The organism is Pseudoalteromonas sp. MM1 (assembly GCF_030296835.1).
Taxonomy (GTDB): domain Bacteria; phylum Pseudomonadota; class Gammaproteobacteria; order Enterobacterales; family Alteromonadaceae; genus Pseudoalteromonas.
This window is the reverse complement of record NZ_AP027922.1, coordinates 2055075-2081910: the sequence shown is the minus strand read 5'-3', so window position 1 is coordinate 2081910 and position 26836 is coordinate 2055075. Positions and strand designations below refer to the sequence as shown.

The 26836-nt window shown below is 38.6% G+C and carries 22 protein-coding genes and 1 pseudogene; 17 read left to right on the top strand and 6 right to left on the bottom strand.

The features are described from left to right. Window positions 1-139 precede the first annotated feature (139 nt). The 3 genes from QUE46_RS09435 to QUE46_RS09425 are packed head-to-tail and all read left to right on the top strand — an operon-like array spanning window position 140 to window position 2956. Window positions 140-1312 (top strand): cytochrome P450, encoded by a 1173-nt coding sequence (locus tag QUE46_RS09435; protein ID WP_286244567.1) that lies wholly within the window; start codon window positions 140-142, stop codon window positions 1310-1312. Between the two features lie 39 nt (window positions 1313-1351). Then, window positions 1352-1660 carry a 2Fe-2S iron-sulfur cluster-binding protein gene (locus tag QUE46_RS09430; RefSeq protein ID WP_286244566.1) on the top strand — a complete coding sequence of 103 codons (309 nt, stop codon included), beginning with the start codon at window positions 1352-1354 and terminating at the stop codon, window positions 1658-1660. Window positions 1661-1678: 18 nt separating this feature from the next. Next, window positions 1679-2956 (top strand): NAD(P)/FAD-dependent oxidoreductase, encoded by a 1278-nt coding sequence (locus QUE46_RS09425; RefSeq protein ID WP_286244565.1) that lies wholly within the window; start codon window positions 1679-1681, stop codon window positions 2954-2956. On the opposite strand, the gene QUE46_RS09420 is transcribed toward QUE46_RS09425, so the two are convergent. Then, on the bottom strand, window positions 2945-3826 hold the full coding sequence (locus QUE46_RS09420; RefSeq protein ID WP_286244564.1) for a helix-turn-helix transcriptional regulator: 882 nt from the start codon (window positions 3824-3826) through the stop codon (window positions 2945-2947). The two genes, QUE46_RS09425 and QUE46_RS09420, sit on opposite strands and share 12 nt — an antisense overlap. Window positions 3827-3931: 105 nt before the next feature. On the opposite strand from QUE46_RS09420, the gene QUE46_RS09415 reads away from it, so the two are divergent. From QUE46_RS09415 to QUE46_RS09400, 4 genes are all read left to right on the top strand, one after another. Further along, window positions 3932-4576 (top strand): hypothetical protein, encoded by a 645-nt coding sequence (locus QUE46_RS09415; protein ID WP_286244563.1) that lies wholly within the window; start codon window positions 3932-3934, stop codon window positions 4574-4576. A gap of 1251 nt (window positions 4577-5827) precedes the next feature. After that, a complete protein-coding gene (locus QUE46_RS09410; RefSeq protein WP_286244562.1) occupies window positions 5828-6982 on the top strand; it encodes a mandelate racemase/muconate lactonizing enzyme family protein in 1155 nt (384 codons plus the stop codon). A 127-nt stretch (window positions 6983-7109) separates the two neighbouring features. Further along, window positions 7110-8306, top strand: a complete 1197-nt coding sequence (locus QUE46_RS09405; protein WP_374761403.1) for an MFS transporter — start codon at window positions 7110-7112, stop codon at window positions 8304-8306. 51 nt (window positions 8307-8357) lie between these two features. Then, window positions 8358-9011, top strand: a complete 654-nt coding sequence (locus QUE46_RS09400; RefSeq protein ID WP_286244560.1) for a bifunctional 4-hydroxy-2-oxoglutarate aldolase/2-dehydro-3-deoxy-phosphogluconate aldolase — start codon at window positions 8358-8360, stop codon at window positions 9009-9011. A 691-nt stretch (window positions 9012-9702) separates the two neighbouring features. On the opposite strand, the pseudogene QUE46_RS09395 reads toward QUE46_RS09400, so the two are convergent. Next, window positions 9703-10251 (bottom strand): annotated as a pseudogene (locus QUE46_RS09395) (TonB-dependent receptor plug domain-containing protein); the annotation flags it as partial. 239 nt (window positions 10252-10490) lie between these two features. Here QUE46_RS09395 and QUE46_RS09390 point away from each other — a divergent pair. Further along, a complete protein-coding gene (locus QUE46_RS09390) occupies window positions 10491-11153 on the top strand; it encodes a GntR family transcriptional regulator (RefSeq protein WP_286244559.1) in 663 nt (220 codons plus the stop codon). Window positions 11154-11181: 28 nt separating this feature from the next. Continuing rightward, window positions 11182-12108, top strand: coding sequence for a 2-dehydro-3-deoxygalactonokinase (locus QUE46_RS09385; protein WP_286244558.1), 927 nt, complete (start codon window positions 11182-11184; stop codon window positions 12106-12108). 89 nt (window positions 12109-12197) lie between these two features. Here QUE46_RS09385 and QUE46_RS09380 read toward each other — a convergent pair whose 3' ends face one another. The 3 genes from QUE46_RS09380 to QUE46_RS09370 all read right to left on the bottom strand — a co-directional run bounded on the left by QUE46_RS09380 (window position 12198) and on the right by QUE46_RS09370 (window position 16593). Continuing rightward, window positions 12198-14549, bottom strand: a complete 2352-nt coding sequence (locus tag QUE46_RS09380) for a beta-galactosidase (RefSeq protein ID WP_286244557.1) — start codon at window positions 14547-14549, stop codon at window positions 12198-12200. 86 nt (window positions 14550-14635) lie between these two features. Then, on the bottom strand, window positions 14636-15745 hold the full coding sequence (locus tag QUE46_RS09375) for a 6-bladed beta-propeller (protein ID WP_286244556.1): 1110 nt from the start codon (window positions 15743-15745) through the stop codon (window positions 14636-14638). 83 nt (window positions 15746-15828) lie between these two features. Beyond that, window positions 15829-16593, bottom strand: a complete 765-nt coding sequence (locus QUE46_RS09370) for a phytanoyl-CoA dioxygenase family protein (RefSeq protein ID WP_138554832.1) — start codon at window positions 16591-16593, stop codon at window positions 15829-15831. Between the two features lie 235 nt (window positions 16594-16828). Here QUE46_RS09370 and QUE46_RS09365 point away from each other — a divergent pair, with 235 nt between their 5' ends. From QUE46_RS09365 to QUE46_RS20290, 8 genes are all read left to right on the top strand, one after another. Next, on the top strand, window positions 16829-17599 hold the full coding sequence (locus QUE46_RS09365) for an IclR family transcriptional regulator (protein WP_286244555.1): 771 nt from the start codon (window positions 16829-16831) through the stop codon (window positions 17597-17599). A gap of 273 nt (window positions 17600-17872) precedes the next feature. Further along, entirely contained in the window at window positions 17873-20644 is a 2772-nt protein-coding gene (locus tag QUE46_RS09360) for a TonB-dependent receptor (RefSeq protein WP_055014345.1), read from the top strand. 77 nt (window positions 20645-20721) lie between these two features. Next, a complete protein-coding gene (locus QUE46_RS09355; RefSeq protein ID WP_286244554.1) occupies window positions 20722-22290 on the top strand; it encodes a tryptophan halogenase family protein in 1569 nt (522 codons plus the stop codon). Between the two features lie 21 nt (window positions 22291-22311). Continuing rightward, the gene (locus QUE46_RS09350) at window positions 22312-23025 is read left to right on the top strand and encodes a SapC family protein (protein ID WP_286244553.1); all 714 of its coding nucleotides are present in this window, start codon (window positions 22312-22314) and stop codon (window positions 23023-23025) included. A 41-nt stretch (window positions 23026-23066) separates the two neighbouring features. Beyond that, the gene (locus QUE46_RS09345; RefSeq protein WP_286244552.1) at window positions 23067-24077 is read left to right on the top strand and encodes a Gfo/Idh/MocA family protein; all 1011 of its coding nucleotides are present in this window, start codon (window positions 23067-23069) and stop codon (window positions 24075-24077) included. Between the two features lie 365 nt (window positions 24078-24442). Next, the gene (locus QUE46_RS09340; RefSeq protein WP_286244551.1) at window positions 24443-24865 is read left to right on the top strand and encodes an SH3 domain-containing protein; all 423 of its coding nucleotides are present in this window, start codon (window positions 24443-24445) and stop codon (window positions 24863-24865) included. Between the two features lie 162 nt (window positions 24866-25027). Then, a complete protein-coding gene (locus tag QUE46_RS20295) occupies window positions 25028-25306 on the top strand; it encodes a transposase (protein ID WP_374761382.1) in 279 nt (92 codons plus the stop codon). A gap of 64 nt (window positions 25307-25370) precedes the next feature. Next, window positions 25371-25511, top strand: coding sequence for a hypothetical protein (locus QUE46_RS20290; RefSeq protein WP_374761381.1), 141 nt, complete (start codon window positions 25371-25373; stop codon window positions 25509-25511). Between the two features lie 683 nt (window positions 25512-26194). On the opposite strand, the gene QUE46_RS09330 is transcribed toward QUE46_RS20290, so the two are convergent. Beyond that, window positions 26195-26809: a GntR family transcriptional regulator gene (locus QUE46_RS09330; RefSeq protein WP_016709239.1), complete on the bottom strand. Its 615-nt coding sequence runs from the start codon at window positions 26807-26809 to the stop codon at window positions 26195-26197. Between the last annotated feature and the right edge of the window lie 27 nt (window positions 26810-26836).

Below are 26836 nucleotides of genomic sequence, written 5' to 3'. Positions count from 1 at the left end.
TTTGCCTGTGAGTTAATTAACGTCATGCTAAAAAGGACATGAAACTACCATTTTTTAATCTATTTTGCGTATTTAAGCTAAGAATATCGGACTAGTATGATGCATTAAATTTACATTTTTGGTCGTAAGGTATTTCAGCATGACAGCAAAAATTACAGGTGTGAGTGATTTTCCTGATGCATTCAAAGAGCAACGTAATGCATCGGGCATTGGGCAAATGGACGATCAGAATGATCCCGTAAATATGCTCTTAGGTTTAAAAGATGTACGAAAAGCCGCGCATAATTGTGCGGTGTTTCAGTCAGGTGCTAAACCTGGGCGGATTGTTATTCCATCTGAAGTGGCAATTCGTGAAACACGGCAAATTCCTTTTGAAGTCGACCCGCCAGAGCATGGTGGCTTTCGTGAGTTATTAAACCCATGGTTTAAACGCCCGTTAGACGATGCGTATCAAGCTAGTTTACAGCAAATCATTGATGACACAATTGACTGTGCTTTGCGTGCGCAAACACTGGATATTGTGAGTGAATTTGCATTGCCACTGCAATCGAAAGCGCTGACGTTGTTATTAAATACCACGATGGATAAAGCGCAAACCTGGATTGATTGGGGGACTCATGTATTTCGCAGTGAAGACAGTGATTTAGATGGCGATAAAGCTAATATTCTCTACGACTATATTGATCATGAAATAGATAAAGCCATTGCTAACCCAAGTGATGACTTGTACTCAGTATTACTTGCCGCGCAAGTGAATGGTCAAAAAATGACGAAAGAGCAAGTTAAAGGCGTCATGATCCTAACCTTTGCTGGTGGCCGCGATACGGTAATAAATGCCATGACCAATTCAATTGCTTACTTTAGCGAAAATATCAGTGACTTACAGCGTATTCATGATGAGCCTGAAATCATCAATCGTGCTGTTGAAGAGCTTATTCGTTACTTCTCACCATTGACACAGATGGGGCGTGTTGCAACCGAAGATACTCAAGTCTGTGAGCATGCAATAAAAGCGGATAGCCGTATATCACTATGTTGGGCATCGGCAAATCGCGATGAAAGCGTGTTTAAAAATCCTAATAACGTTGATTTTGATCGAAAAGTAAACCCTCATGTGAGTTTTGGCTTTAGTCATCACAACTGTTTAGGGGCCACTCATGCACGACAATTATTACGTCAATTAGTGTTATCACTGGCAAGTAAAGTAGCCAGCATAGACATAATCAAAGCCGATGAAAACATTGAAAAGCTCGGTGAGTTTTCACGCAAGGTAGGCTTTAACCGCCTACAAGTCAGTATAAAAGCAAAGTAACGAACACTGTAGCAAGTGCAAGAATAAGAGGATAGAACGATGGCTAAAGTAATTTTTATGACAAAAACCAATGGCGCTGTTGAGGTTGAAGGAAGCAGCGGCTCATTAATGGAGTTAGCTGCCGCTAATGGCGTTGCAGGTATTGATGGTGACTGTGGTGGCGTATGCTCATGCGCAACATGTCATATTTACGTTGCGCCTGATGATTTTGAAAAAATAGGCGCACCAGATGAAATCGAAAGCGACATGCTAGAACTTGATGATAACGTGACTGAATTTAGTCGTTTATGTTGTCAAATTGAAATTTCTGAAGATCTCGATGGCATGACCTTTGTTGTTGCTAACTAGATAGTTGAGTAATTTATTATGCAAAATATACACTCACCAACCCATTTACTTGATTTAAATATAGTGATAATAGGCGCTAGTCACGCAGGTGTGAACCTTGCGTTTAATTTACGCCAGCAAGGCTGGCTTGGAAGTATTACCTTAATAGATAGTGATCCTGAGTTACCTTATCACAGGCCGCCATTGTCTAAAAAAACATTGCAAGCAAGTGACACATTATCAACACCGCTTAAAGCTGAAAAAGCCTACACAGATAACAATTTAGTACTGCGACTAGGGCAAACGGTAACAGCCATCGATAAGCAAGTAAACGTAATTACCTTCGATGATGACAGCCGCCTTACGTTTGATAAATTGGTGCTAGCAACGGGGTGTTCTGCTTTTATTCCGCCCATACCTGGATTGAGCGATACCCTTGATGAGGCGGGTAACCCACAGTATTTTGCAATGCGAACGTTTGCGGATGCCAAAGCAATTAAAGCTGCTTTAAATAACAGTACAAACAAACAGGTTGCCATTATTGGTGGCGGTTATATTGGGCTTGAATCAGCGTCATCGTTTGTTGCATTAGGCGCTGATGTAACCGTGATTGAAAAACAAGATAAAATATTATCACGTGTTACATCAAGCGTGATGTCTGACTTTTTAACCCAGCTGCACCTAGATAAAGGCGTAGCTCTACACACAGGCAAAGACGTTGTCGAAATAGGGCACCAAGGCAATAAACACTTGGTTGTGTGTAGCGATGGTAGCCATTATCCCGCAGATTTTATTTTGCTCGGAGTCGGCGTTAGGCTAAATACGCAATTGGCCAGTGATGCGAGTTTGGCGATTGAGCAAGGCATTAAAGTGAATGATGTTTGCCAAACGTCTCACCCTGATATTTTCGCAATTGGTGATTGTACAACGCACTTTAGCAAAATTTATCAACGTTGGATCCGTTTAGAGTCAGTACAAAATGCCGTTGATCAAGCTAAATCTGTGGCGCAGTGTCTAACGAATAAAGCGCCGTTAGCTCCTGCGGTGCCTTGGTTTTGGTCAGATCAATACGAGTACAAATTGCAAATTGTTGGTTTGTCACAGGGGTATGACGAATTAATTGTTCGTGAAGATTCACCGACACAATTTTCGGTGTGGTACTTCAATACTGAGCAATTGTTATGTGTTGAAGCGGTTAACAATAGCAAAGCTTATGTACTTGGTTTGCAAACAATTAAACAAAATTTAAAGGTTAATAAACAGGTATTAAAAGACACCACAACGGCACTTACAAAAACATTATTACTAAGTGAGTAGCTGGCTAGAGGGCTGTAATTGCTGGCGATATTGTTGCCGATATTGGTAGGGGGTCACTTTGAAGTGATGCTTAAATTGCTTAATAAAATACGACGGGCTGGAAAAGTTTAAATCGTACGCTATTTCGGTCACCGATACATCTGTTTGTCCTAGCAGGCGTGCAGCGCTGTATAGCTTGTGCTGCATAAGGTGATCAGAATAAGGCACTCTAAAGTGCTTTTTAAATACCCGCGAAAAATACGACGGCGATAAATGGCAAAGTCCCGCGGCTTGCTCAAGTGACAGGGTTAAGCCGTGGTTTGTTTTAAGTTCATTAATTATTGGTGTCAGCTTTTTAAAGCTGGCTGAGCCGCTTAATGGTTTTTGCTGCGCCGATAAGCTGCTTTTACCGTATTCGCACACCATCGTAATTAAGCTATTAAATAGTTGAGTACAGGTTTTACTTTTAGGGTTTTCGTTAAACTCACTCAGCATCCACGCGAGTAATTTATGAATTCTTTTTTGTATTTCAATACTAAAGCTTAAATGTAAACCGGTTTTAAGCAGCTCAGTAAATTCACCTAAAGCCGGATCGTTTAGGCGAGCAGGCATAAATTGCACTATGTACCAAGATTTAGAGCGAGGTTTGAGCTCAAAGTCATGGGTTTCCATGGCGGGGGTAAACACGGCTTCATAATCAGCTAATGTTGATTCACCTTGATGGTAAAAATAAGTGCCATCGATGCGTTCAAAAAATATAAATTCATGCACTTGATGAAAGTGCATAAAACACGAGTAAGCATCGTGCTGAAGATAACTAACGTGATGAATTTCAAACTCATAGCCGTCTTTAATAGAAAATGGTTCACAATAGATTGTTGGCTTTGGCATATGGTTTATTGTTAACAAATTATAATTGAGTTTAGCGTGCATTATTTATTGCTGCAATGATTGTGTAACAGCTGCGCATGCTGAATTTAGATAAAAGGCAATATTATGAAATTAAAGTTTTTATGCCCTTACTGGGGTTGTGAAGGGACTGCAGCCGATGAATTTGTAGCAAAGGTACTTGATGCTGGATTTGCTGGGGCAGAAATTAACTTTCCAGCAGATGAAAAGTTTATTAGTACAATTCAACGTGCCGCCAATGTAGATAATTTTAATGTGGTAGCACAACAATGGCTTGCGCCTAAGGTTGAATCGTTTGCACAATACCGCGCTAAATTTAATGCACGATTACGTTTTTTAGCAACACTCACCCCTGTGTTTATAAACTCACATACCGGAAAAGACTTTTATAGCATTGAACAAAACAGCCTGTTACTCAACGATGCTTTAGCGTTAGAGCGTACTTTGGGTATCACAATTACTCATGAGACTCACCGAGGACGGTTTAATTTTGCAGCCTTTGCTACAGAGCCGTATCTTCAACAATTTCCAGCTCTAAAATTAAATGCTGACTTTTCGCATTGGACTAATGTCAGTGAAAGTTACCTAGAGGAACAACAAGGGTCACTAAAACGCGCGCAACAGCACAGTTATTATATTCACGCTCGAGTAGGTCATACTCAATCAGCACAAGTGAATGACCCATTTAGCCCCCAATGGCAGGAAACATTAAGCTTGTACGTAAAGTGGTGACAACAGATTATTGATTTAGCAAAAGCACGCGGGCAGAAAACATTTTATATTTGCCCAGAATTTGGACCTTGGCCTTATATGCCTAATAAACTTAATTCGACGATACCATTAACACAGCAGTGGCGGCTTAATGTGCGCATGAAAGAGTATCTGATGAAGCACTTAATTGTGTAGGTATCAATGGTAGCTATTATTGTTAACGAATGACTAAATTAACGTGATATCTGCTTAAGAGATAACTAATGTATTGAGCGCTACGTTAGTTAACTTGAGTGTGGGTTTAGTGAAATTAGCTCACATAAGCACAAGTATTCTCGGTATATCGGCTAAAAATCGCCTGTAACTGAGCAAGTTAGGAAACTCACTCTTGTACATAATAAACAGACCCAAGGTATTCACTTTTAAAATCACAGTGATGTGACAATAGTTATAATTTCACTGTTCGTCATAAGCCATGTATGTAGACGTTCTTGGACACCATCTTCGAGTAATTGTTGTTCCCTTGAGGTATAAATACTTTGCAAAAATCATCTACATCGCAAAACAATTTAACTAATTTAATCATGCTTACTTCTTGTCTATCCAATTGTTCTTGCTCGAAAGATCGGATTTCGGACAGGGATTTAGTTCACTTTCTTTCAATGATGAGAGTCCTTTAAAACTTGTAAGTAATTCATTTGCATTCGTTGCTTTATTAATTGCCATCATACAGCTGTTCGGTTTAGCGCAATGCATGTAGTTATCACGATGCCGGTAGCCAAAGTCTTGATACCATTCTCACGTACCCCCAACAAGCGGTTCTTTCATCATAATTTTGGTGGTGGTATGGTAAACAGCTGGACAGATAAGGGTATTCAGATACATCAACTAACCGACGGCCACGAGATAAAATACAGTAAAAGTCATCTCCCGATTTTGCCATAAACACACTTTACTTGCAGTGCCATCAGCACATTTTTATACCATGCGTTTTGTATAACGAATCATAGTTAAAAGCTGTTTGCTGCAAGCGTGCAATTCTAAATTCAAGTGAGTGATTACGCTTAGTTTTCATTTTTATAACAGTTATTCCTTAAATAAGTGCCTACTTTAGTAGAGTTGTATAGCATAAATATTATACCACTCAATTAAATGTATAAAATGTTTAATTTTTATATTATTGTGTGCAATATGGTTGTTGTTATGTTAAATATTATTTGCGCAGATTTATTTTCATCAATATTTGACTTTATAAAATCACATAGGTGTTACATGAAAATTATAAATATTAAAGCATATGGTTTTTGGGCAGGCTTTAGGAATGTTTGTATCGTTAAGGTCGAAACTGATGAGGGTTTTTATGGTTGGGGCGAATCAGGTTTATCAGGCAGAGAAAAAGCGGTAATAGGGGCTATAGAGCATTTTAAACAATTTCTAATAGGTAAAAACCCTGTTTGTATAGGAGCCATTTGGCAAGAAATGTATCGTAGCCAATATTTTGAAGGTGGGCGGGTTCTAGCCGCAGCAATATCTGCAATAGATATTGCATTACATGATTTGGTCGCAAAAAGTTTGAATATACCAGTGCACCAATTATTAGGTGGCAAACAGCGAGTTAGAATCCCACTATTTGCGACAGCAGTGAAGCCAATGGGGCCTACATTTATAGATGAGGTTCTACAACTCAAAGAGCAAGGCTGGAACGCTATAAGGGCGACTACAGGTGTCCATGGTAATACAAAATCTTCTGAACTGTTTGAACCTAGGCAATCAATTATTGAAACATCCAAGTGGCTAACGAAAGCACGTGAGGTGTTAGGCAGTGAAATAACGTTTGGTATTGACTACCACCATCGTTTATCTGTTCCTGAAACAGTGTCTTTTATACAGCGTATGCCAAAAGGGGTTTTGGATTTTATTGAAGAACCCATAAGAGACCAGTCACTTTCAGCCTATCAAACTTTAAGAAGTATGTGTGATGTCCCTTTCGCTATAGGTGAGGAGTTTACTAGTAAGTGGGACTTTGCACCTTTTACCGAGAGTGGATTAGCTAACTTCGCACGTATTGATATCTGTAATGCTGGGGGGTTTACTGAAGGAATGAAGATCGCAGGAATGTGTGAAACTCACTATATAGATATGATGCCTCATAATCCATTAAGTCCTATATGTGCTGCTGCATCAATACATTATTGTTCAGCCATCAACAACCTGACATGGTTAGAGTTACCCCCTTATGATGGGAGCATGACTGATTATGATAAATATTTTATTGGTCGTCCTATAGTTAAAGATAATTCTTTCGAAGTTTTAGACAGTCCTGGTTTGGGGATTGACGTTAATGAAGACTTAGTTAAAAACCTTAAATTCAAGTTTTGGGAACCACCACGCTTACATAAGAGTGATGGTTCTTATACAAATTGGTAAAAATCAACGAGGGAATTATATGTCAATTACTAATCAGTCTACGGGATCGAAAAATACACTAACTAAACCAACAAAGAAAAGGTTTCAGATTTTAATCCTAATTTTTATTAGTGTCGTTATTAATTATATGGATAGGACGAATTTATCGGTTGCAGCTGCTGCACTTTCTAACGAATTAAGTTTAAGCTCGGTTCAAATGGGGCTATTATTTTCAGCTTTTGGTTGGACTTATTCTATTTTACAAATTCCTGGTGGGATTGCTGTCGATTTAGTTAAAACACGTATTCTATATCCCTTTATTCTAATTGCTTGGTCATTAGCAACTTTGGTGCAGGGACTAGTTTCATCATTTGCAGCATTAATAGGTTGCCGAATGGTGATCGGAGTTTTCGAGGCACCTTCATACCCTTGTAACAATAAAATTGTAACTAAGTGGTTTCCTGAGAATGAAAGGGCATCAGCTATTGCAATATATACATCTGGACAATTTATTGGGTTAGCATTTCTGATGCCTGCACTAGCTATCATACAAGACCATTTTGGTTGGAGAGGGTTATTTATAATTTCTGGGTTAATAGGAATTTTATGGGCTATCGTTTGGTACTTTTTTTATCGCGACCCACATGAGCATAACTCTATCAATACAGCTGAATTGGAGCTTGTAGAAGGCGAACAAAGCATTGAAAAAGGAGAGACGAAACAAAAGTACACAAGAGCTGATTTCATATCTGTTTTCACAAATAAGAAATTATGGGGGATTTATATTGGTCAGTTTTGTTTAGGTGGGACGCTTATTTTCTTTTTAACTTGGTTTCCAACATACCTTGTTGAATTCAGAGGACTAGACTTCATTAAATCAGGATTTTTGGCATCGATTCCTTTTTTAGCTGCTTTTTGTGGAGTGATAGCTTCAGGTTTTACATCTGATTATTTAGTAAAGAGAGGAGTTTCTAAAGAGTTATCTCGAAAAGCACCTATTGTTGTAGGTATGCTTTTAACAACTTGCATTATTGGTGCTAATTATACTGCTGATACATTCTGGGTGATCACTTTTTTATCTATAGCTTTTTTTGGGAATGGCTTAGCTTCGATCGCATGGGTTTTTGTATCATTACTTGCACCAAGAAATTTGGTTGGTTTAGTGGGTGGTTGCTTCAATGCAATAGGAGGGCTTTCTGCTGTTTTGATTCCAGTTATTATTGGTGTACTTGTCAATGATGGTGATTTTAAACCTGCGCTGGTATTTATTGCTGGACTCGCTGTATTGGGATCTTGTTCTTATCTGTTTCTAGTAGGAAAAATTGAAAAAATAGACAACAGTTGAGACTGCAATTGCCATTAGCTTTGAAATTTACACAACTTTTTAGGTGGTAAAATGAATAAAAAATTAAATAATAACCGAGCCGAAATATCAGATAAAATAAAGAGAAATCAGATTATTGCGATTCTTCGGTTCAGTCAACAATCTGATGTCTCGAATGTTATAGAATGTTTAGTAACAGGTGGAATCAAGACACTTGAAATTACATCAAATACGCCTGGTTATCTGGAAGAAATTAGTCACGCCAGAGCAAAGTATCCACAAATCCTGATTGGGGCAGGCACTATTATAAGTGCAGAGCTAGCAATTGAATCAATTGCAGCCGGTGCCCAATTTTTAGTAACCCCAAATACAGACAAGGAGGTTATTCAAATTGCACATGCGAATAATATTCCAGTGCTAATGGGAGCTTTGACTCCAACGGATATTGCAAACTGCATAAAGTTTGACGCGGACTTCATTAAATTATTTCCAGCAGGTTCATTAGGTATTAAATACTTTAAAGATCTATCAGGGCCTTTTTCGAGCACTTCGCTCATTCCTGTTGGAGGGGTTAACATTAATAATATTGAAGATTGGTTTACCGCAGGGGCAATAGGAGTTGGAGTAGGTAATGATCTCAGTAAAGCAGTTAACACAACCGAAGAACAAAAATCACTTATAGAACTAGCTCAGCTGTATGTAAGTAAATTACCTAAAATTCAGTAAAGACTATTAAGACTCATATTCTAAAAGTAAGTGGCTTTAATTAGTAACTTAATAAGAGAGGCGTAGTTTAAACCCAGTGTTAACTGCGCTTGCTTTCTAATCGGAGTTTTTCAAGTTAGTTGTCGCCTCAGCTTAAAATTTAAAGACCGAAGGTGATATTTAAACGCCCTTTAAAATAAATTGCTAGCTCAGATAAACAAAGTCTCCAATTGCGTATGGGCATTTTTCAGTAGTATTTCATAATTAAATGGCAAAGATTTTTGAACACTTCCTTCCTTTCACTGTTCCCATTAATTCTGATATTAACAGTTTGCCGGAATTTTCATCACTAAATCTAAGAGGTATATTTGTACAAAATGAATTAATAAGGTTACCTTTGTAGTGGTCAACTTATACTAGCGAAGCCTATGTGATGGAAAGCAACTACTGAAGTAAAGCATTTAGTAGCTGAAAAACCGAATCATGTAAACGAATCTGTTTTCTGTTTGTTGGATAAACTTTATACGCTTAGGTAAAGTTAAAATTTAATTGTTACGCCAACATTGTAACGTGCACCATATTGGTCATAACTTAATAATTGATCCTCGAATCGGCCATGTTGTCTTGTTGTTTCTTCTGTGATGTTTATTGCTTCAACAAATAAGGAAACAGCGTCAGATATATCATAACTGCATTTATATCCCATTGTACCTGCTTTGAAATCATCATAATTAAATGGCTTAGCTGTTTTTATGTTAATTGTTGCGCCTATTCCACCTGAAGGGACATGAGCTTTACTTGTTTTAAATACTTCAACTTCAGATAAACTTTCTGTGGCTATTTCTATAAAGTTGAAACTCCTGTTAATTCAGTTTTCTAGTAGGGTTGAAGATGTTGGCATTTGTCTGTTATTGAGCGTTACTAGATTGAAAGATGGGCCAAAACCTCTAACAGATACTTGGTTTCCTTCATTCTTCGATCTGTCTATGGATACGCCTGTAATCCGTTGCAGTGATTCAGCCAAATTCGTATCGGGAAATTTTCCAATATCTTCTGCTGTGATCGCATCCACAACATCACTTGACTCTCTTTTTATATTAGCTGAACTAGCTAAGGCGCCTCGGATACCCATGACTTCAATCACCTCAGTCTCTTGAGCTTCTTCAGCTAAAGCGTAAAAAGTCGATGTTAAGCTTAAAATTGCAAGCGTAACAGCTGAAGCTATTTTGGTACTTTTTATGTTTTTATCATTATTTTTCATAATTCCTCATTATTGTAGTGTGTAAAAAATGTTCGATAATTAATTCACATGAATATTGCACATAATTCACCTATTATTAACCATGATATATTGTATTTGGTGTTGTTGTTTTTAGTTTTTGTGTATTATGGTGGTTTGGAAGGTATTTAATTCTTTATAAAGGGTGATAAAATTATTGATTGTTTAACCGACAATTTTGTTAGAATGTCGTTTTATTTAACAGTTTAAGTACGCAAAATATGTCAATAGTTGAAAACCAAGGTTTATTGTCACCTTTATTGCTCGATGATGAATCAATTTACACTTTAATTATTAAGGATATAGCTGATGGCTTTTTTAGCGCAGGGGATAGGTTAGTAACAACTCAGCTATCAAAAAGGTATAGGACGAGTGTCAATCCAATTCGCGAAGCTTTAAAGAAATTACAGGGAGAAGGCTTTGTAACTGTTAACCAAAATAGTGGGGCTAGAGTTACAAAGTTTGAACACAATGCGATGCGCGATGTTTTTGAAATATTACAGCTATTAGATCCGTATCTTATAGAGTGGTTTGTTTTTGAACATTCAAAAGATCAGCTACAAATGCTTCAAGATATCCTTTCTAGAATGGAAAATGTCCGCGAAGGTGACCATATTGGTTATCGTAATTTAGATACCCACTTTCATTGGGCTATGTATAAGCAGCATTATAACAAAAGTGCTGTTGAGTTATGGCGACAAAAAAGAATGGTACTGCAAATTATGCATGTAAACTTACCAATTAGTGAAGCGCGGATTCAACAGAGTCTAATCGAGCATAGAGAAATTTTATCTGCTATTGAAAATAGGGATCTAGAACTGTCTTTGTCAATTTTACGAAAACACATAGCTAATAGTGGAAAGTATTGGTCAAGGCATTCATAAATAAACTTTAAATCGGGCGTGTGATATTATGGATAGTGGTGTTGATAAAATTAGTTATTGTATCGTTGATTGGGGGAGTAGTAATTTTCGAATTTTTTTAATGGATCATAATGATAAGCTCTTGGCTAAAAAAGAGTCTGAAATGGGATTATTAAAAATTGAGGGCAAAGATTTCCCTACGGCATTAGAGAGTGTTTTAAAATTATGGGTTCCTTGCTATCAACAAGTCCCAATTTTTATGGCTGGTATGGTCGGTTCATTTAATGGTTGGCATAACGTAGACTATGTTGAAACGCCAGTTGATAAGACTAAATTGGCAAATGGGTGTTTTAAATTCAATTTACCCTGGCTTGCAACTGCTGCAATTATCCCAGGAATATTACATACAGCCCATGAACAGAATTATAATGATGTTATGCGTGGTGAGGAAGTCCAAGTTTTTGGACTGATGGATAAGTGTAATCGTAATAGTTTTAAGGCAATACTCCCAGGAACACATAGTAAGCATGTCAGTGTTATTAATAATGAAATCTGTAGCCTTTCATCCTTTATGACTGGAGAGTTATTTGCTGTTATAAGCCAGCATACAATATTGGGAAAGAAGCTACCAGATCAAGTATTTAATGAGCACTCATTTAGGTTGGGAGTAGCCGAAGGGGTAACAAATCAATTAACTCACGTTTTATTTCGCGCAAGAACTCATATGCTTTTTAATACAATTAACCCTGAACATGTTGAAAGCTACTTATCAGGCCTGCTGATTGGGAATGAGTTACAAGCAGTGAGTAAAGACTTTCTCTTTATCGTTGGTAATGAATCGTTGTGCCGAAGGTACCTTATTGCTTGCAAGGTTTTGGGTATAAAAGCTGAGCATGTTAGCGGCGATGAATGTTTCCTATTGGGCATGATTAAGCTGAAGAACTTTAAATTACCTACATCCATAAGTTTCTCATAAAACTTGTTGAGCTATGAATCAGCCTATATTTATGAGTAATAAGATAAAGCTTATAAATGAAATAAAGCTTTATCTTATTTGGTAAACTTTTATTTACTATAGCGCTTTTCGTACATGGTGGAGGTAACGTCTATTACTGCTTCGATCATTTCAGGGTAGGGGATGTCAGTGGTGGTAACAAAGCCTATATTGGCATTTTCACCATCAAATGCCCGCCCAGATACTGGTTCATCAACATATTGGAACCAATGAGCGCCAACCATGTACGGTTTTTCGAGTACGCTTTGCATGTAATTTTTATACATAGCAGCACGGTCTGTTTGATTTGCAGCGTGAACAATACCTGGGTTAAACAAGCCTGAGTCGGTAGCTGTACCAATATGGAATTCGCCAATTACAACTGGTAGATCAACGTCTTCTAAAAATTGCCAGTAATGATCTTGCATACCTTCCTCGTAAATATTAAAGCTCAATACATCCGAGTATTTTACCGACGCTTTAATAATTTCATCTGGCATGCCCCAGTTAGCCATGCGAGCACCCATGTATAAATGATTAGGAAGCTTTTTAGCTAATGTACCATTGACTACTTTAAAGTATTGTTCGCCTAGCATTTCTAACATTTTCGATATGTCGGCTATATGTGCGTCAGTGTAGGTAGTAAACGTAACGCCATTATTAAGTTCATCCCAACTTGAAATATCGCTTTGCCATGCTTTATTTAGTGCATTTATTGAGGTGTACTTTTGTTTAAGGTGTGTTGCAAATGCGTGTTTAGCTGGGCTTTGCTCTGCATCTTTTGATAGGGCATCGAGTATGATCCCGTAGCGTTTTTCTACGCTGCCTTCACGTTCGCCCCAACTTTTTTCGTTATCGATAAATATACCTATACACCAAGGTGAAGATTTAATGCTTTTAGCTATAGCATCAATGGTAATTTCTGCGCGTTTTTTAAATTCAGGATCATAAAAATCGGGCATCAGTCCCCAGTGATTAGTATGTCCAGAGAGTGTTTTAAAGTCGCCGATAATCCAACCATTGGCAAAATAGGGCACTGATTCTTTATCGTAAAAAGCCGGATCGACCCAGTTGCCAAATGATGTAAAACCCCAATCCTTCATGCGGTCTAGTGTTACCTCATGCCATTTATCTAAATATGATTTAGGTGATGTTTCACCATAGCGACGTTGTAAGTTTGCACGGTAAAAACTATATGTTTCGCCATGTGCAACAGGCCCTTTATGTGTTGAACGTCGGTAACTGTAGTGCTCGCTAAGTGGCTCATTGTAATCGGGCAGCCATTGAAACATATTATGACGAAGCTCAGAGGTAATAAAGCGGCTTTGGCGAGCGTCATCTGAGACTTTAATGATCCCCATTGAATCTTCAGGGGTGATCTCATCGCTACTGCGATTGCGGACCGAATCATCTTTGAAGTCTACGCCGGTAATAGTGGTAAGATTAGCCATGCGCACATTGGCCGGACCATGGGAGAAAAATAAGTAGCCTTCAGGGTCAACCATCCACCATTTACCGTCTACTTTTTCAGTTCTAAAATAGCCTGTGGCCTCTAATTTAGGGCCTTTGGCATAACCACCAAATCGAGAGCGGTCGCTCATGCCTTTGGATTTTGCAAGTTCAGCTAATTCAATATCAGCCAAACGTTTAAGCTGCTCATCTGAGGTGATAGTTAACGCATTGGTTTGTTTTGTGTATTGACCATATTTATCAAGTATATTGACCATCCAATTGGGATCGGATGGTGGGTTTTTTCTCAGTTTGATATCACCAATTAATATTGACTTATCTTCTAACACACCGATAGTGAAGAGGTTCATTGCACTAATCTTTGTGAAGTCTCCGCCATCATCACGCCAAGAGCGCCACACCATTAATCGATCATTTGTTTGCCAAGGTGGTGCATCTCCCCACATACCAGTATTGGTTTGGGCTTCTTTACCATCTAAAGGAAAATAGACAGTACCTGAGTAATTCGCCGGTAAACTAACCGAGCGGCTTTGTAGTTGCCCTTCTGGATTTTCTATTGAGAGGTAAACGTGTACAGAGCTGGCGCTGGTATTTTCAACGTCAAAAGCCACGTTATAGTTATTAAACGATGATAAATCCCAAGGACTGGGTGGGGCTATTTTTAGTTCAGAAATATTTCCCTTTGCAGAAAAACTTAACGCTAACTTATTACTATTTGCAGACTCAATGAATTGGTGCGATGTGTACTTATCGAAAAACCAGCTTTGCTGTTGTTGATTTGAAAAATCAACCAGTTTAGTTAATGTTTCAGCTTGATAGAAAGGATCCACTGGGGTGTTAGCTGCGCGCTCTTGCACAGGTGTTTTATCTGTATCGCTACACCCATTGGCAAAAATACAGGCTAAACTGAGCGCGATTAAGTTAACAGTCAGTGAAGTGTTAGTTGTTGTCATAATAGTTTTGATCCTGTTGTAAACTAGAATGGATAACATACGATCATTGTTAACAATAAACAATGATCGTGTTCACTTTTATTGCGTTAATTCTGTTTTATTAACTTCATAGGATAACTATTTGACGAGTTCCATTGGCCAACATAAAGATTGTCATCTTGATCAACACAAATACAGTGTACATGGTTAAATATTTGCCAATCTGTTTGCATTGGCTGTAATTCGCCTTCTATATATACAGGTTGTGGCGCACCCAAGTTAGCCACTATTTTATTTGATTGATCAAAAATACTGATAAAACCAGAGTCATCGGCATTACGCTCGTCAATATGCGACCAACACACCGGAGCGTAAAATAGTTCACCTTTAAAAACTGGCCCACCAATATATGCGCCGCTCGCGCTTATTTTTGAAAGGTATTCACCTTGTAAAGAAAACACTTTTAAGCACTGTTCAAAACGTGAACTGACAATTAAAGTCGGGTTGGTGGCATCACGTAAGTCAACCTCGATGCCATGGGTATTATGTAAGTTGTAGTTAGTATCGCTGTTATCATGCCCACCCCAGTGCTTGATATACCGGCCGTGTTTATCAAAGTGCAGTAAAAAATCACTGCCGTAACCATCAGTAACGTATAAATCACCATTTGGAGCTATGGCTATATCAGTAGGGCGAAAGGGCTGCTCAGGCGTATAAGCACCGTATGTTTGCGGGTGGCCAATGGTGTAAACAAGCTTGCCATCTAAAGTCATTTTCGCAATAAATCCGGCTTGTGGAATGACATTATTAGTCGGGCTATCCCATTGCTCTTTGCTGTGACCATCCCAATGACGATTAACAATCCAGCCACTGTCTACAACATATAAGAATTCTTGCTCACCTTCTTTGACAATTTTTAAAGCATGGCCGCCAGGAAAGAGTGTGCCAAAAGCATCGAGTAGTTCACCTTGTTGTGAATACACCAAAATATTATTTTGGGTATTATCAGTGATCATAAAAATACGCCCTTGTGCATCAATTACCATGGCGTGGCAGTTTTCGATTGGGTACTGCTGAGGATCGAGTTTGCCCCAATGCGCATCTACTTTATATTTGAATTTGCCGTGACCAATCATTTTACCATGGGGATCTTGGCCGTTTTTAGGGAATGGGTGCGCAATTTGCTGTTTTTGTTTTTCAGTTAGGCTACAAAGCATTGGTTTTTCCAAATTAAAAAAACCAACTCAAGAAAAGGGCTAATAATCAATGAGTTGGTTTGGCTAGAATTACGGATGAACAGTTAAGCCGGTTTCCAATTCAAAATGGCATCGTCGTTAACCGGTTCTAATGGATAATAAACAGCTTCGTTTTCTTTAAATGATTGATTAGTGATTGCGTTAAATGCGCAGATCATTGACCAACGCGGCTCTGCAGCACGGTTTTGGTTTGATTTATGTAATAAATTACAGTGGAAAAACAGAACATCACCAGGTTCAAGCTCTACATTGACCAGCTCATGGTATTTCATTGCTTCTTCAACAAATTCTAAACAGGCACCTTTTTGATCCCCCGTTTTACTATGATCAAGTCGGCCTAAATGATGTGAGCCTTTTAAAACTTGTAAGCATCCATTTTCGATAGTCGCTTTATTAATGGCCACCATACAGCTAATGGCTTTCGGGTAAAGCATATAGTTATCGCGATGCCAGTAACCAAAGTCTTGATGCCACTCCCAAGCGCCGCCAACAAAAGGTTCTTTCATCATTATTTTAGTACTTGTATGGTACACCTCTTCACCAATAAGCTTTTCACATACATCAACTAAACGACGGCCACGAGAAAACATACTGTAAAAATCATCACCGGTTTTTTGCCACAAACACACTTTACTTACTGCGCCATCGGCATCTTTTTTATGCCATGCTCGCTCGTATAGCGAATCATCATTAAAGGCGGTGTGCTGTAAGCGGGCAATTTCTTGTTCGTCGTAATAGCCTTTTGCAATAACGTAGCCGTCTCGATGAAAGTCAGCAATTTGTTGTGGTGTGAGTTGTCTGTTGTTCATAAGTAGGTGTCCTGTAAATGACTACTTGTTGTAAATTGTTGACAATAATGAGTTGGATTTGTGAAGTGGTCAAGCTTGAATTTATATAAAAATATGATATTCATATATAAATAATGGTGATGATGATTAACTAATTGTTTCTACATAAATTCAAATATTATGAGCTAGAAAAATTATTTTTATATTCATATATGAATATGGCGAATTGCCTTGTTTTTGCACGGTTGGGTGGGGAATGAACACAAAAGTAAAAAGTAAATACGCGGTACCTGCGTTAGATAAAGGGCTCGATATACTTGAGTTTTTAGTTTTTAAAGGCAGTGCTTGTTCTCAAAGTGAAATAGCGGCTGGGCTTGGTCGTAGTGCAAATGAAATTTACCGAGTGCTGGTTGGTTTAGAGTCTCGGGGCTATTTAATACGGGATGAATTTTCGGGGCGTTATAGCTTATCTTTAAAGCTTTATAATTTATCTCGGTCTATTTCGCCGATTGATCAAGTGCGACAATGCGCCATTCCTTATATGGAAGATTTAGCGGTGAGTTTGGGACAGTCATGTTATTTAACTATGCTGTATCAAAGCCAAGCTATGACGGTGGTACAAGCTCGCAGTCACAGTGCAATGCACTTAAGCATTGCAGAAGGATCATTATTTAAGTTAAGTAAATCAACGGCGGGTCAATTATTATTAGCAAATAGTAACGAGCAAGTTCGTGGCATGTTGATTGAACATGATGCAAGTTATAGTACGTTAAAATCTAAAGCGCTAAGCCAGTTGCAACATGAACTCGATGTTATTTGTACACAAGGCCACCTTGTACAGAGTAACCCTTTGATCACCGGTGTCGATGATTTTTCTGTGCTGATAGGTAAACCGCAAGCAAAACTGATAGCTGCACTGACTATTTCATCTTTTGATGCAGAATTAACATCAGCAGTGAATGCCCAAGCAATGGTCGCAGAGCTTAAAAGTACTGCAAGCAAGATTACTGTTTTACTAAACAATTAAACAGGTGAGGGACTTTACCGAGTCAATTGCTTTCGCTTGATTCCCCAACAGAATAAAATCACTTATAATTTATATAGTTACCAATACCTTCCCCCATTTTTAAATCACCTATACAGTGCAGTTGTAAACTTTTTGTTTAATTTCGTTTGACTTATTGAGCTGTGTTCCATTATTGTTAAAGTTAATTGTTAACAATATTTTGATAACAATTGAGGGGCCCAAAATAAAATCATTACTGGCAACGTCGTCTAAACACAATATTTAGGTGTAAAAATGATAAATACAAAATTTAAGTTAAACGCAATTTGTATCGCTATGCTGGTGTCAACACCACTGGCTTATGCAGAGCAAGAAAATACAACTGATGTAAATAATGATGTAGAAGTTATTCAGGTTACGGGGATCCGTAGTGCATTGAGTAAATCTGCTTCAATAAAGCAAGATTCATCAGGTGTAGTTGATGCTATATCCGCTGAAGACATAGGCAAACTTCCAGATACTAATTTAGCAGAATCATTACAGCGTATTAGCGGCGTATCTATTGATAGAGCCAATAACGAAGGTAACCAAGTAACAGTGCGTGGCTTTGGCCCAAGCTTTAACTTAGTGACGCTAAATGGTCGCCAAATGCCAAACTCGTCTGTAATACAAGAAGCAGGAGTTTCACGTAGCTTTAACTTTAGAGAGATTGCTGCAGAGAGTGTCTCAGGCGTATCAGTTTATAAAACGGGTAAAGCGAATGTCGCATCTGGTGGCATTGGTGCCACGATTGATATCAACACTGCCAAACCGTTTGACTATGATGGATTTAAAGCGTTTGCAAATGTAAAAGCAATTAATGATACCAGCTCTGAAAAATCAAGTGTAACACCCGAAGTCTCAGGTATGATCAGCCAAACGTTTGCAGATGATATGTTTGGTGTGCTGTTGTCTGTTTCACATTCTGAGCGTGAAAGTGGTCGTGAACGTGTGGGTACATCACAAGGTTGGGAAAAGAATCGTGCAAAGCCTTCACAGGTTGATAGCAGCGCTATTGATACTACAGTCAATCCTACGGGTACTTACTGGGTGCCGTGGACACCAGAAATGGAGCGTTTTGAGACTGAACGTACCCGTGACAATGCGCAATTAGTGTTACAGTTTGCCCCATCAGAAAAATTGACCGCAACATTGGATTATACCTTATCGCGATTTGAAGAGATTAGTGAAACCAATAAAATGGCATTTTGGTTTGATAATCCTGGTGGTACGGCAGATACTAATGGTACTTTGATCGATATTACTAATCCAAACGATGAATTGAATTTTTGGGCATGGGAATTATACGAGAAAAAAGAAAACGATTCTTTTGGTTTAAATTTAGCCTGGCAAGCAACAGATTCACTAAAATTAAGTTTTGACGCGCACGATTCAACATCACATTCTAATCCTGATGGTAACACGGCTGAAACCATCGCCAACCTGAAAAACATTCCTGGTTCAGTTGCCATGATAGGGGCTAATTTCTCTACCGAAGTACCTAGTATAACCATTGATGATTCGACTTTACCCGGCGGTGCATACGCGCAAGAAAATATTGTATCTGATTTATACCAGCGCCGTGGTTATGAAATGGAAAACAATATCAAGCAGTTTCATGCCAGTGGTATGTGGGAAAACTTAGAAAGTGGGGCTATATCGGCAATTCATTTTGGCGCAATGTATACCGATTATCAGATTGATACCTATTTGTCTGAGCAATTTTCATTTGTTGATATTCCATTAGATAATTTAGGCATGACATTTGATGATGCGACAGGCTTTGCTGACGAGTTTTCAGGCTCTGACCAATTGTTTCCATATATGCCAAGGTACAGCGCACAAGATTTTGTTGATATTGTAAAAGCTGAAGGATTGTTTAGAGAACCAAATATTTCAACCAATGGTGTTCAAGAGCAAACTCTTGCATTTTATATTTCGTTAGATGTAAACACCGAATTTAATAACATTCCTATCGATATGAATGTGGGGGTACGTTATGAAAGTACAGATGTTACAGGTTATTCAGTTAAACCTGAAATTATTGCCCTTAATTATCGCCATGAAGAAGAACTGCGCCCATTCTTTGCCTCAGAGGCTACTTCGCAAGAGCTAGATGGTAAATATACCCGTGTTTTACCTAACTTTGATTTAAGTGCTGATTTAGATAATGGTTACAAAGCACGTTTTTCATATAGCCGAACATTAGCGCGAGCAAGCATCAGTGCTATGTTTCCATCTACAACGATTAATGCACGTCCAGAAGGGCCATTTAAAGCCTCGCAGGGGAATCCAAGTTTATTACCCATAACCTCAGATAACTTTGACTTCTCGTTTGAATGGTATGGTGATGATGGTAGCTACGCATCAGTGGGTTATTTTAAAAAGTTTGTTGAAAACTTTATTGGTGCTGGTGTAGTACAAGGTACATTAGATGATATAAACGGTGAGCCGCTTCGCGATCCAAGTGTTAACCCTCGTCCAGGATGTCCTGACAGTAGTGATACACCAAATCCTGCATGTCTCAGTCAGGCTTCTGATCCTGTTGTAATATTTGATATTTCTAAACCTGACAATCTGCAAAATCGTGAAGTTGATGGCTGGGAGTTAAACGGTCAATACATGATTGAAGATACTGGCTTCGGTGTGGTTGCTAACTATACCTTAGTTAATAGTGATGAAGAGTTTGAACCCTATAATTTTGATCAAACGATTGCTCTGACGGGCTTGAGTGACTCAGGTAATTTGGTAGGCTTTTATGAGAATGATGATTTTCAAGTTCGTCTTGCATATAACTGGCGCGACGAGTTCTTACTTTCATTAGGAACAGAGCCAACATTTACTGAAGCATACGGTCAGTTAGATTTTAACTTCAATTATACAATTAATGAGGCATATTCAATTAATTTTGATGCGCTGAATCTAACTAATGAAACTGTTCGTCGTCATGGTCGCTTTAGTGAGCAACTCATCTCTGCTGAGCAATACGGCCCACGTTATAGCATAGGTTTTACTGCTAAGTGGTAACTGATCGTTAATTATGAGCAAGGCAGCTACTGGCCTTGCTCTTTTTGGATTTGCTCTATAGCAATAAAGAGGTTGCTATGAATAATCACTTACAATCAATTGTGGTTGTTGGCGGTGGAACAGCAGGCTGGTTGAGTGCAGGGATCATCGCTGCTTACTTACAAAAACACCATAGTCTTAATTATAAAATTACCTTAGTAGAATCATCAGATATCCCAACGGTGGGAGTAGGAGAAGGGACTTGGCCCACCATGCGGCGTACATTACAAAATATGGGCGTTGATGAAGCCGATTTTATAAACCAATGTAATGTGTCGTTTAAGCAAGGCGCAAAATTTGCAAAATGGCATACAGGTAAAGAAGACGACTTTTATTACCATCCACTGATGATGCCGCAAGGCTTTAATGACACAGATTTATCCTCTGCGTGGCTTAACTTACACACGCAACCAAATGGGCAACTACAACCTAGCTTTGCCAATTACGTATGCCCCCAACAGGCATTATGCGAACATAATCTCGCACCCAAATTAATTACAACCGCGCAATATAGTGCTGTTGCCAATTATGCCTATCATTTAGATGCAGGGCTATTTGCTACCTTCTTAAAAAACCACTGTGTTAATAAACTTAATGTAACGCATGTAGTCAGTACGATTGAAGCGGTAAATAATCATAAAAATGGTGATATAGCCTCATTGAGTTTGGACAACAACACGACGTTGGCTGGTGATCTATTTATTGATTGCAGCGGTTTTAAATCATTACTACTGGGTGATAATCTCAAAGTTGGGTTTAAATCATGTAAAGATGTATTGTTTGCTGATAGCGCGCTGGCTGTGCATGTTCCTTATGATGAAAATCAACCCATCAGCTCTCATACTATTTCTACTGCACAAAGCGCTGGTTGGATTTGGGACATTGGCCTACAAACGCGCCGTGGAGTAGGGCATGTGTATTCCAGCCGTCATATCAGTGAGCAAGAGGCAAAAAACCAGTTGTGTGACTATTTAAATATAGCCCAGCAAGATAGAACTTCACTCGCAGTTAAAAAAATTACTTTTGAGCCAGGCCATAGAGAAAAATTTTGGCATAAAAACTGTGTTGCAGTCGGGTTATCGGCGGGATTTTTAGAGCCATTGGAAGCATCTGCATTGCTGTTGGTCGAAATATCAGCTAACTTCATTGCCGAGCAATTACCAGCAAACCGGCAAGTTATGGATATCACAGCTGCGCGATTTAATCGTACCTTTAGCTACCGTTGGCAGCGAATTATCGACTTTTTAAAATTGCATTATATGCTCAGTAAACGCACCGACAGCGAGTTTTGGCTGCAACATTGCGCCGCCCAAAGTATTCCACAAAGTTTGCAAGATAGCCTTGCAATTTGGCAAACACATGTCCCTAATGACAGTCATTTTGACTATTCTGTTGAGGTTTTTCCCGCCGCAAGCTACCAATATGTTTTGTATGGCATGGGCTTTAAAACCGCGACTACACATTATGGTAATAACCCACACTATCTTAAAAAAGCGCACAATTTAGTCATTAAAAATGCCAAAGATACGGCCTTATTAGTTAATAAATTACCGGGTAACCGGACATTACTAGATCAAATAAAACAGTTTGGTTTAGCGGCAATTTAGCGCGTTTAAATGAGCAACTATATGATGACAAAAGCAACTTTATTGGACAAAAAAATACACGCAAACCTATTTATAAATACGTCGGTCGGGCATGGGTTTGGCGATAATATTAACTATATTCCGATTGTGGCAGATGAGCTTAAGCAGCTGGTGTTAGATTACCCTGTGTATTTTATGAAAAACTCCCAAACAGGTCAGTTTGAATTGTTTGCCTTAACGGGGTTTACAGCCGGACAGAACTTGTTTTTACATCAAGGTAAATGGCGAGCACAGCATATACCGCTGCACATTAAGCGCCAACCGTTTAAATTAGGCCTGCGTGATAATTCGCTTACAGAGGATACAGACAACGATTTAGCTGTTCTGATCGATGAGGAACATCCGCGAGTAAACAACGACACCGGTGAGCGAATTTTTGATGAGCAGGGAGAGCCCAGCGCCTACTTAAATAGTGTGTGTGAGCAATTAATGACACTGATGCACGGGAATAAGCGCACTAATGCATTTATCAATACTTTGTTACACCATGAGTTGATAGAAGCCGTACAACTGAGCTTTACTCAACATGGCGAAAAACAAACCTATACTGGTTTATACGCGATTAATGAACAGGCATTGGCCGAACTTAGCACAGAAGCACTTAAGTCATTACACGAAATGGGTTATCTACAAGCCTGTTATATGATCATTGCCGCCACAGGACATATACAAAAATTATTAAAGTGGTGTGCTTAAATAGTCTAAACACTGATTAAAATGAAGTAAAAGGTATGGATATGGACAATAACAACAAAATACGATGGGGAATTGCTGGGCTGGGTAAAATTGCACGACGTTTTGCCGTTGATTTGGTAAATAATGTGCAGAACGCCCAATTATATGCTGTATCGGCACGTACACAAAATAAAGCGGATGAATTTGCTAATGAGTTTAATTGTCAGATTGCTTACGGAGATTATACGTCCTTAGCAACAGATCCGCATGTAGATGTTGTGTATGTTGCAACAATTCATTCTTGTCATAAAGAATTAGTCGCTTTATTTTTAGCAAATAACAAACATGTTTGTGTTGAGAAGCCGGCATTCACTAATGTTAGTGATTGGGATGAAATGGTTAGTTTAGCAAAGAGTAAAAACCTTTTATTGATCGAGGCAATGAAGTCAGTCGCTTTTCCAGCATATCGTGAAATGATTAGATATATAAAAACCCAGAACCTTGTGATCACCTCAATCGATGCTTCATTTGGCACTGAAAATGAATTTAATGATACCAGTCGCCTATTTGATCCTAAACAATGTGGGGGCGCTACACTAGATGTTGGGGTATATCCTTTATGGTTGTATGTTGATATTTGTCGCCAGTTAAATATCCCTATTCAGAAGCCTTCAGTAAATATAACGCAAGACAATGCACAGTCTGATGTTGATGAAATGATCTCTTTTGTTTTTAATGGCAAAATCCAAGGTAATCTATCAGCCTCAATTACCAGAAATTTATCTAATGAAGCTGTGATATCAGGCACAGGTGTAGAAATTATTATTCATGATAAGTGGTGGAATCCGCAAATTATAGAGATTATACATAATGGCGTGAAACAAAAAATCGAAGTTTGCAGTAAGGGGGAAAGCTTTGAATTTGAAATAGAACATATTTCAACTCTAATTTTAACCAACAAGTTAGATTCTGATGTGATACCTCATGCCAACAGTCGCGCGGTCATTGAGATAATGGAGCACGCCTTGGCAGGCAATGGCTATCAGCATTTGGTTACTGTTCAAAACGTTTGACGCTACTTAGCTTTGAGCGAAGCGATAAGTCAATAATTATGCTTTATGAAGTCTTTGTTTTGGCCGTATGGTCTTATTCGAGATGTCAGAATCATGGTTAGTGGCAGTGAATGAATAACCTACAGAGTTATTATGCCGTGATAATCCAAATAATAAACGCTAAGCAATATTAGCGCTTTTGTCACAGGCGCAGTGATTAAATTTGTTTGATGGACTTTAGGTTTAAAGTCCATAGTATACGCAGTACCAGCTTGGACATACCTAGCAGATATCGCCTTTGTTCAACAAGTGATATTGCAATGTTAACTGGCTGCTGTATAAATCTTAAAATGTTACCTGATAAAGTGCAATATCGAGGAGTACGAATGAGATATCTACATTTTGTAATTGTTTTACCTTTAATTCTTGGAGGGTGTGCGTCAAATGATGCAGAAATAAAACAGTTGAAATCTGATGTAAAGCAGCTTCAGGCCGAGCTGCAAAGTTACAAAAGCAACCAATATCATGATGTAAAGGCTGGATCACTGATGCCCCTAGAACTAAATATTCAAGGGTTGTCTTATGGGGGTATTGTGCGAGCGGAAGCGAGTATGGACTCACCTAAAATAACATCTCTAAAATATGGAGAAAAAGTCATTCTTTTAGAACGAACCGCAGAGCTAAAAGATAGTTACTACTGGTTTAAAGTTCGTTCACAGTCTGGAACGGTCGGGTATCAGTGGGGAGGGCTCTTGTGTTCTTTCAGTAATCAAAGTGTTGGTGCGTTTAAGCTTTGTGCAAATTTTTAGTAAGTTACATAATCAACCGCGTCAAATTGCCGCTAAAAAGCACAGCAGAGACTTCGTGATGAAAAATATATGTCCATTTAATTACTTCGTTTAAATGGATGAACTGGTTTAATTGAGCCGGACACTTTAATAATGGACAATGTCCTAATATTGAGGTGTTAAATGACAAAACTAAAAAACAAAACTTATATAACCGAATTTAAGCAAGAAGCAGTTGCTTTAGTTACTGAGCAAGGTTATTCAGTTTCAGAGGCCGCAGCCTCTTTAAGGATCACCACCAAACTTATTTTTAATTGGAAAGCTATATTTGAAGAGCAACAAGCTGGTAATTCGTTAAATGAAGATGAGCGCGCAGAGCTAAAGCGGCTAAGAATAGAAAACAGCGATCTCAAAATGGAGAAAGAGATCTTAAAAAAGGCGCCTTCTTTACGAGAGAAATGAAGTAAAGTATCAGTTCATCAAAGAAAATAGCCAAACTTTTCGAGTTATAAAATTATGCTCAGCTATGAAGGTGAGTAGCTCAAGTGATTACGCATGGCTGGCGCGTCCAGCAAAGCTTATAACGACCAAAGAGCAGCATCTTTATCGCAGAGCCAAAGCGCTGTTTAAACGTAAGCGTCTAGCTAACGACACCCAGCTTGTTTAATGTTCCAAGGTAACAGCGATTCAAGATTATCAGGCTGCTCAATAAAGTGCTGTAAACAAGTAGAAAGCTTAGATTACCGTGAGTTATGCAAGAACTTACGCAAAGAAGGTTTTAAAATAACACGCTATAAAACCAGCTAAAGGTTTGGTGTTTCATTCTGACAGGGGTCTCAGTATACGAGTAAGCGATATCGTAGCCTGTTACAGCAGTTTGATACGCGAGCAAGCATGGGTGATGTAGGGGCTCGTTGGGATAACGCTGTTGTTGAAAGGTTCTTTGGCAGCTTGAAACATGATTGGCTGTTAAAAGTGGGGCAGCCAACTCGTGAACACATGAAAAATGATGTTACTGAATAAATGAAATATTACAATCAGCAAAGGCTGCACTCAGCTATTAATGCTCAGTCATCAGTAGAGTATGAAAATTCTTTTAGAAAAGTGTCTGGCAGGGGTTAACTAGAACATTTCGGCCTGCTATTTTTCGCCGGTTAGGCAAGCGTTCCCACCGTCCACTGGCGCAAAGCGGTTTGACTTCAGCCTTATCACTTATTTATATTTTGAATGTCTTCTCTTGAGCGCACCGCCTCATAATATCTTTATGAATAATAACTTAAAGGGGTTTTGTGAGCTTTAAAACTAAAAAGCCGTTTTACAGCGGCTTTGTTAAGCATAAAATTTATTTTTTTATTTGATATTGTGTTTAATAGCTTTAATTGCAGTTGCACTGTCTTGCGCTTTTAATGCTTCAAGGATGGCGCGGTGTTCATTAACGCATTCAGAGCTTGAGGTTATGCGCTTGTAATTTAAACGCATACGCATAACGTAAGGGTACCAAATATTAACCAGCTCTTCGCCACCAGCTTGGTAAATTAAGTATTGGTGAAACGAAATATCGATTTTAGTTACTTCTGTATAGTCTTCACGTTCTAGTGCATCTTGCAGTGCCGTGAGAATATCTTCTAAGTCCGCTATATTCTGCTCGGTTAAATTGCCGTTTAGCTCTGTAACCGCATATTCTTCAATGCTGCGGCGTAGTTTGATCATTAACTTTTGCAGTTTAGGATCAAGTACGCTGTTTACTGATGCACCACAGTTATTTCGTGAAATCAATAAACCTTCTTTCGTCAATTGCAATATAACATCACGAATAGGGCCACGGGATAGGCCAAAACGTTCTGCTAACTCTTTTTCATTCAATTTAGTTTGTGGGGGCATCTCACCAGAAATAATATCTGAACGTAGCTGTTCAGCTATTTGATCTTTTACAGATAAAATTTTTGTTGGTTTAGTTGCGGCCATATTTTTTCCTACGTTTATTTTATGCTT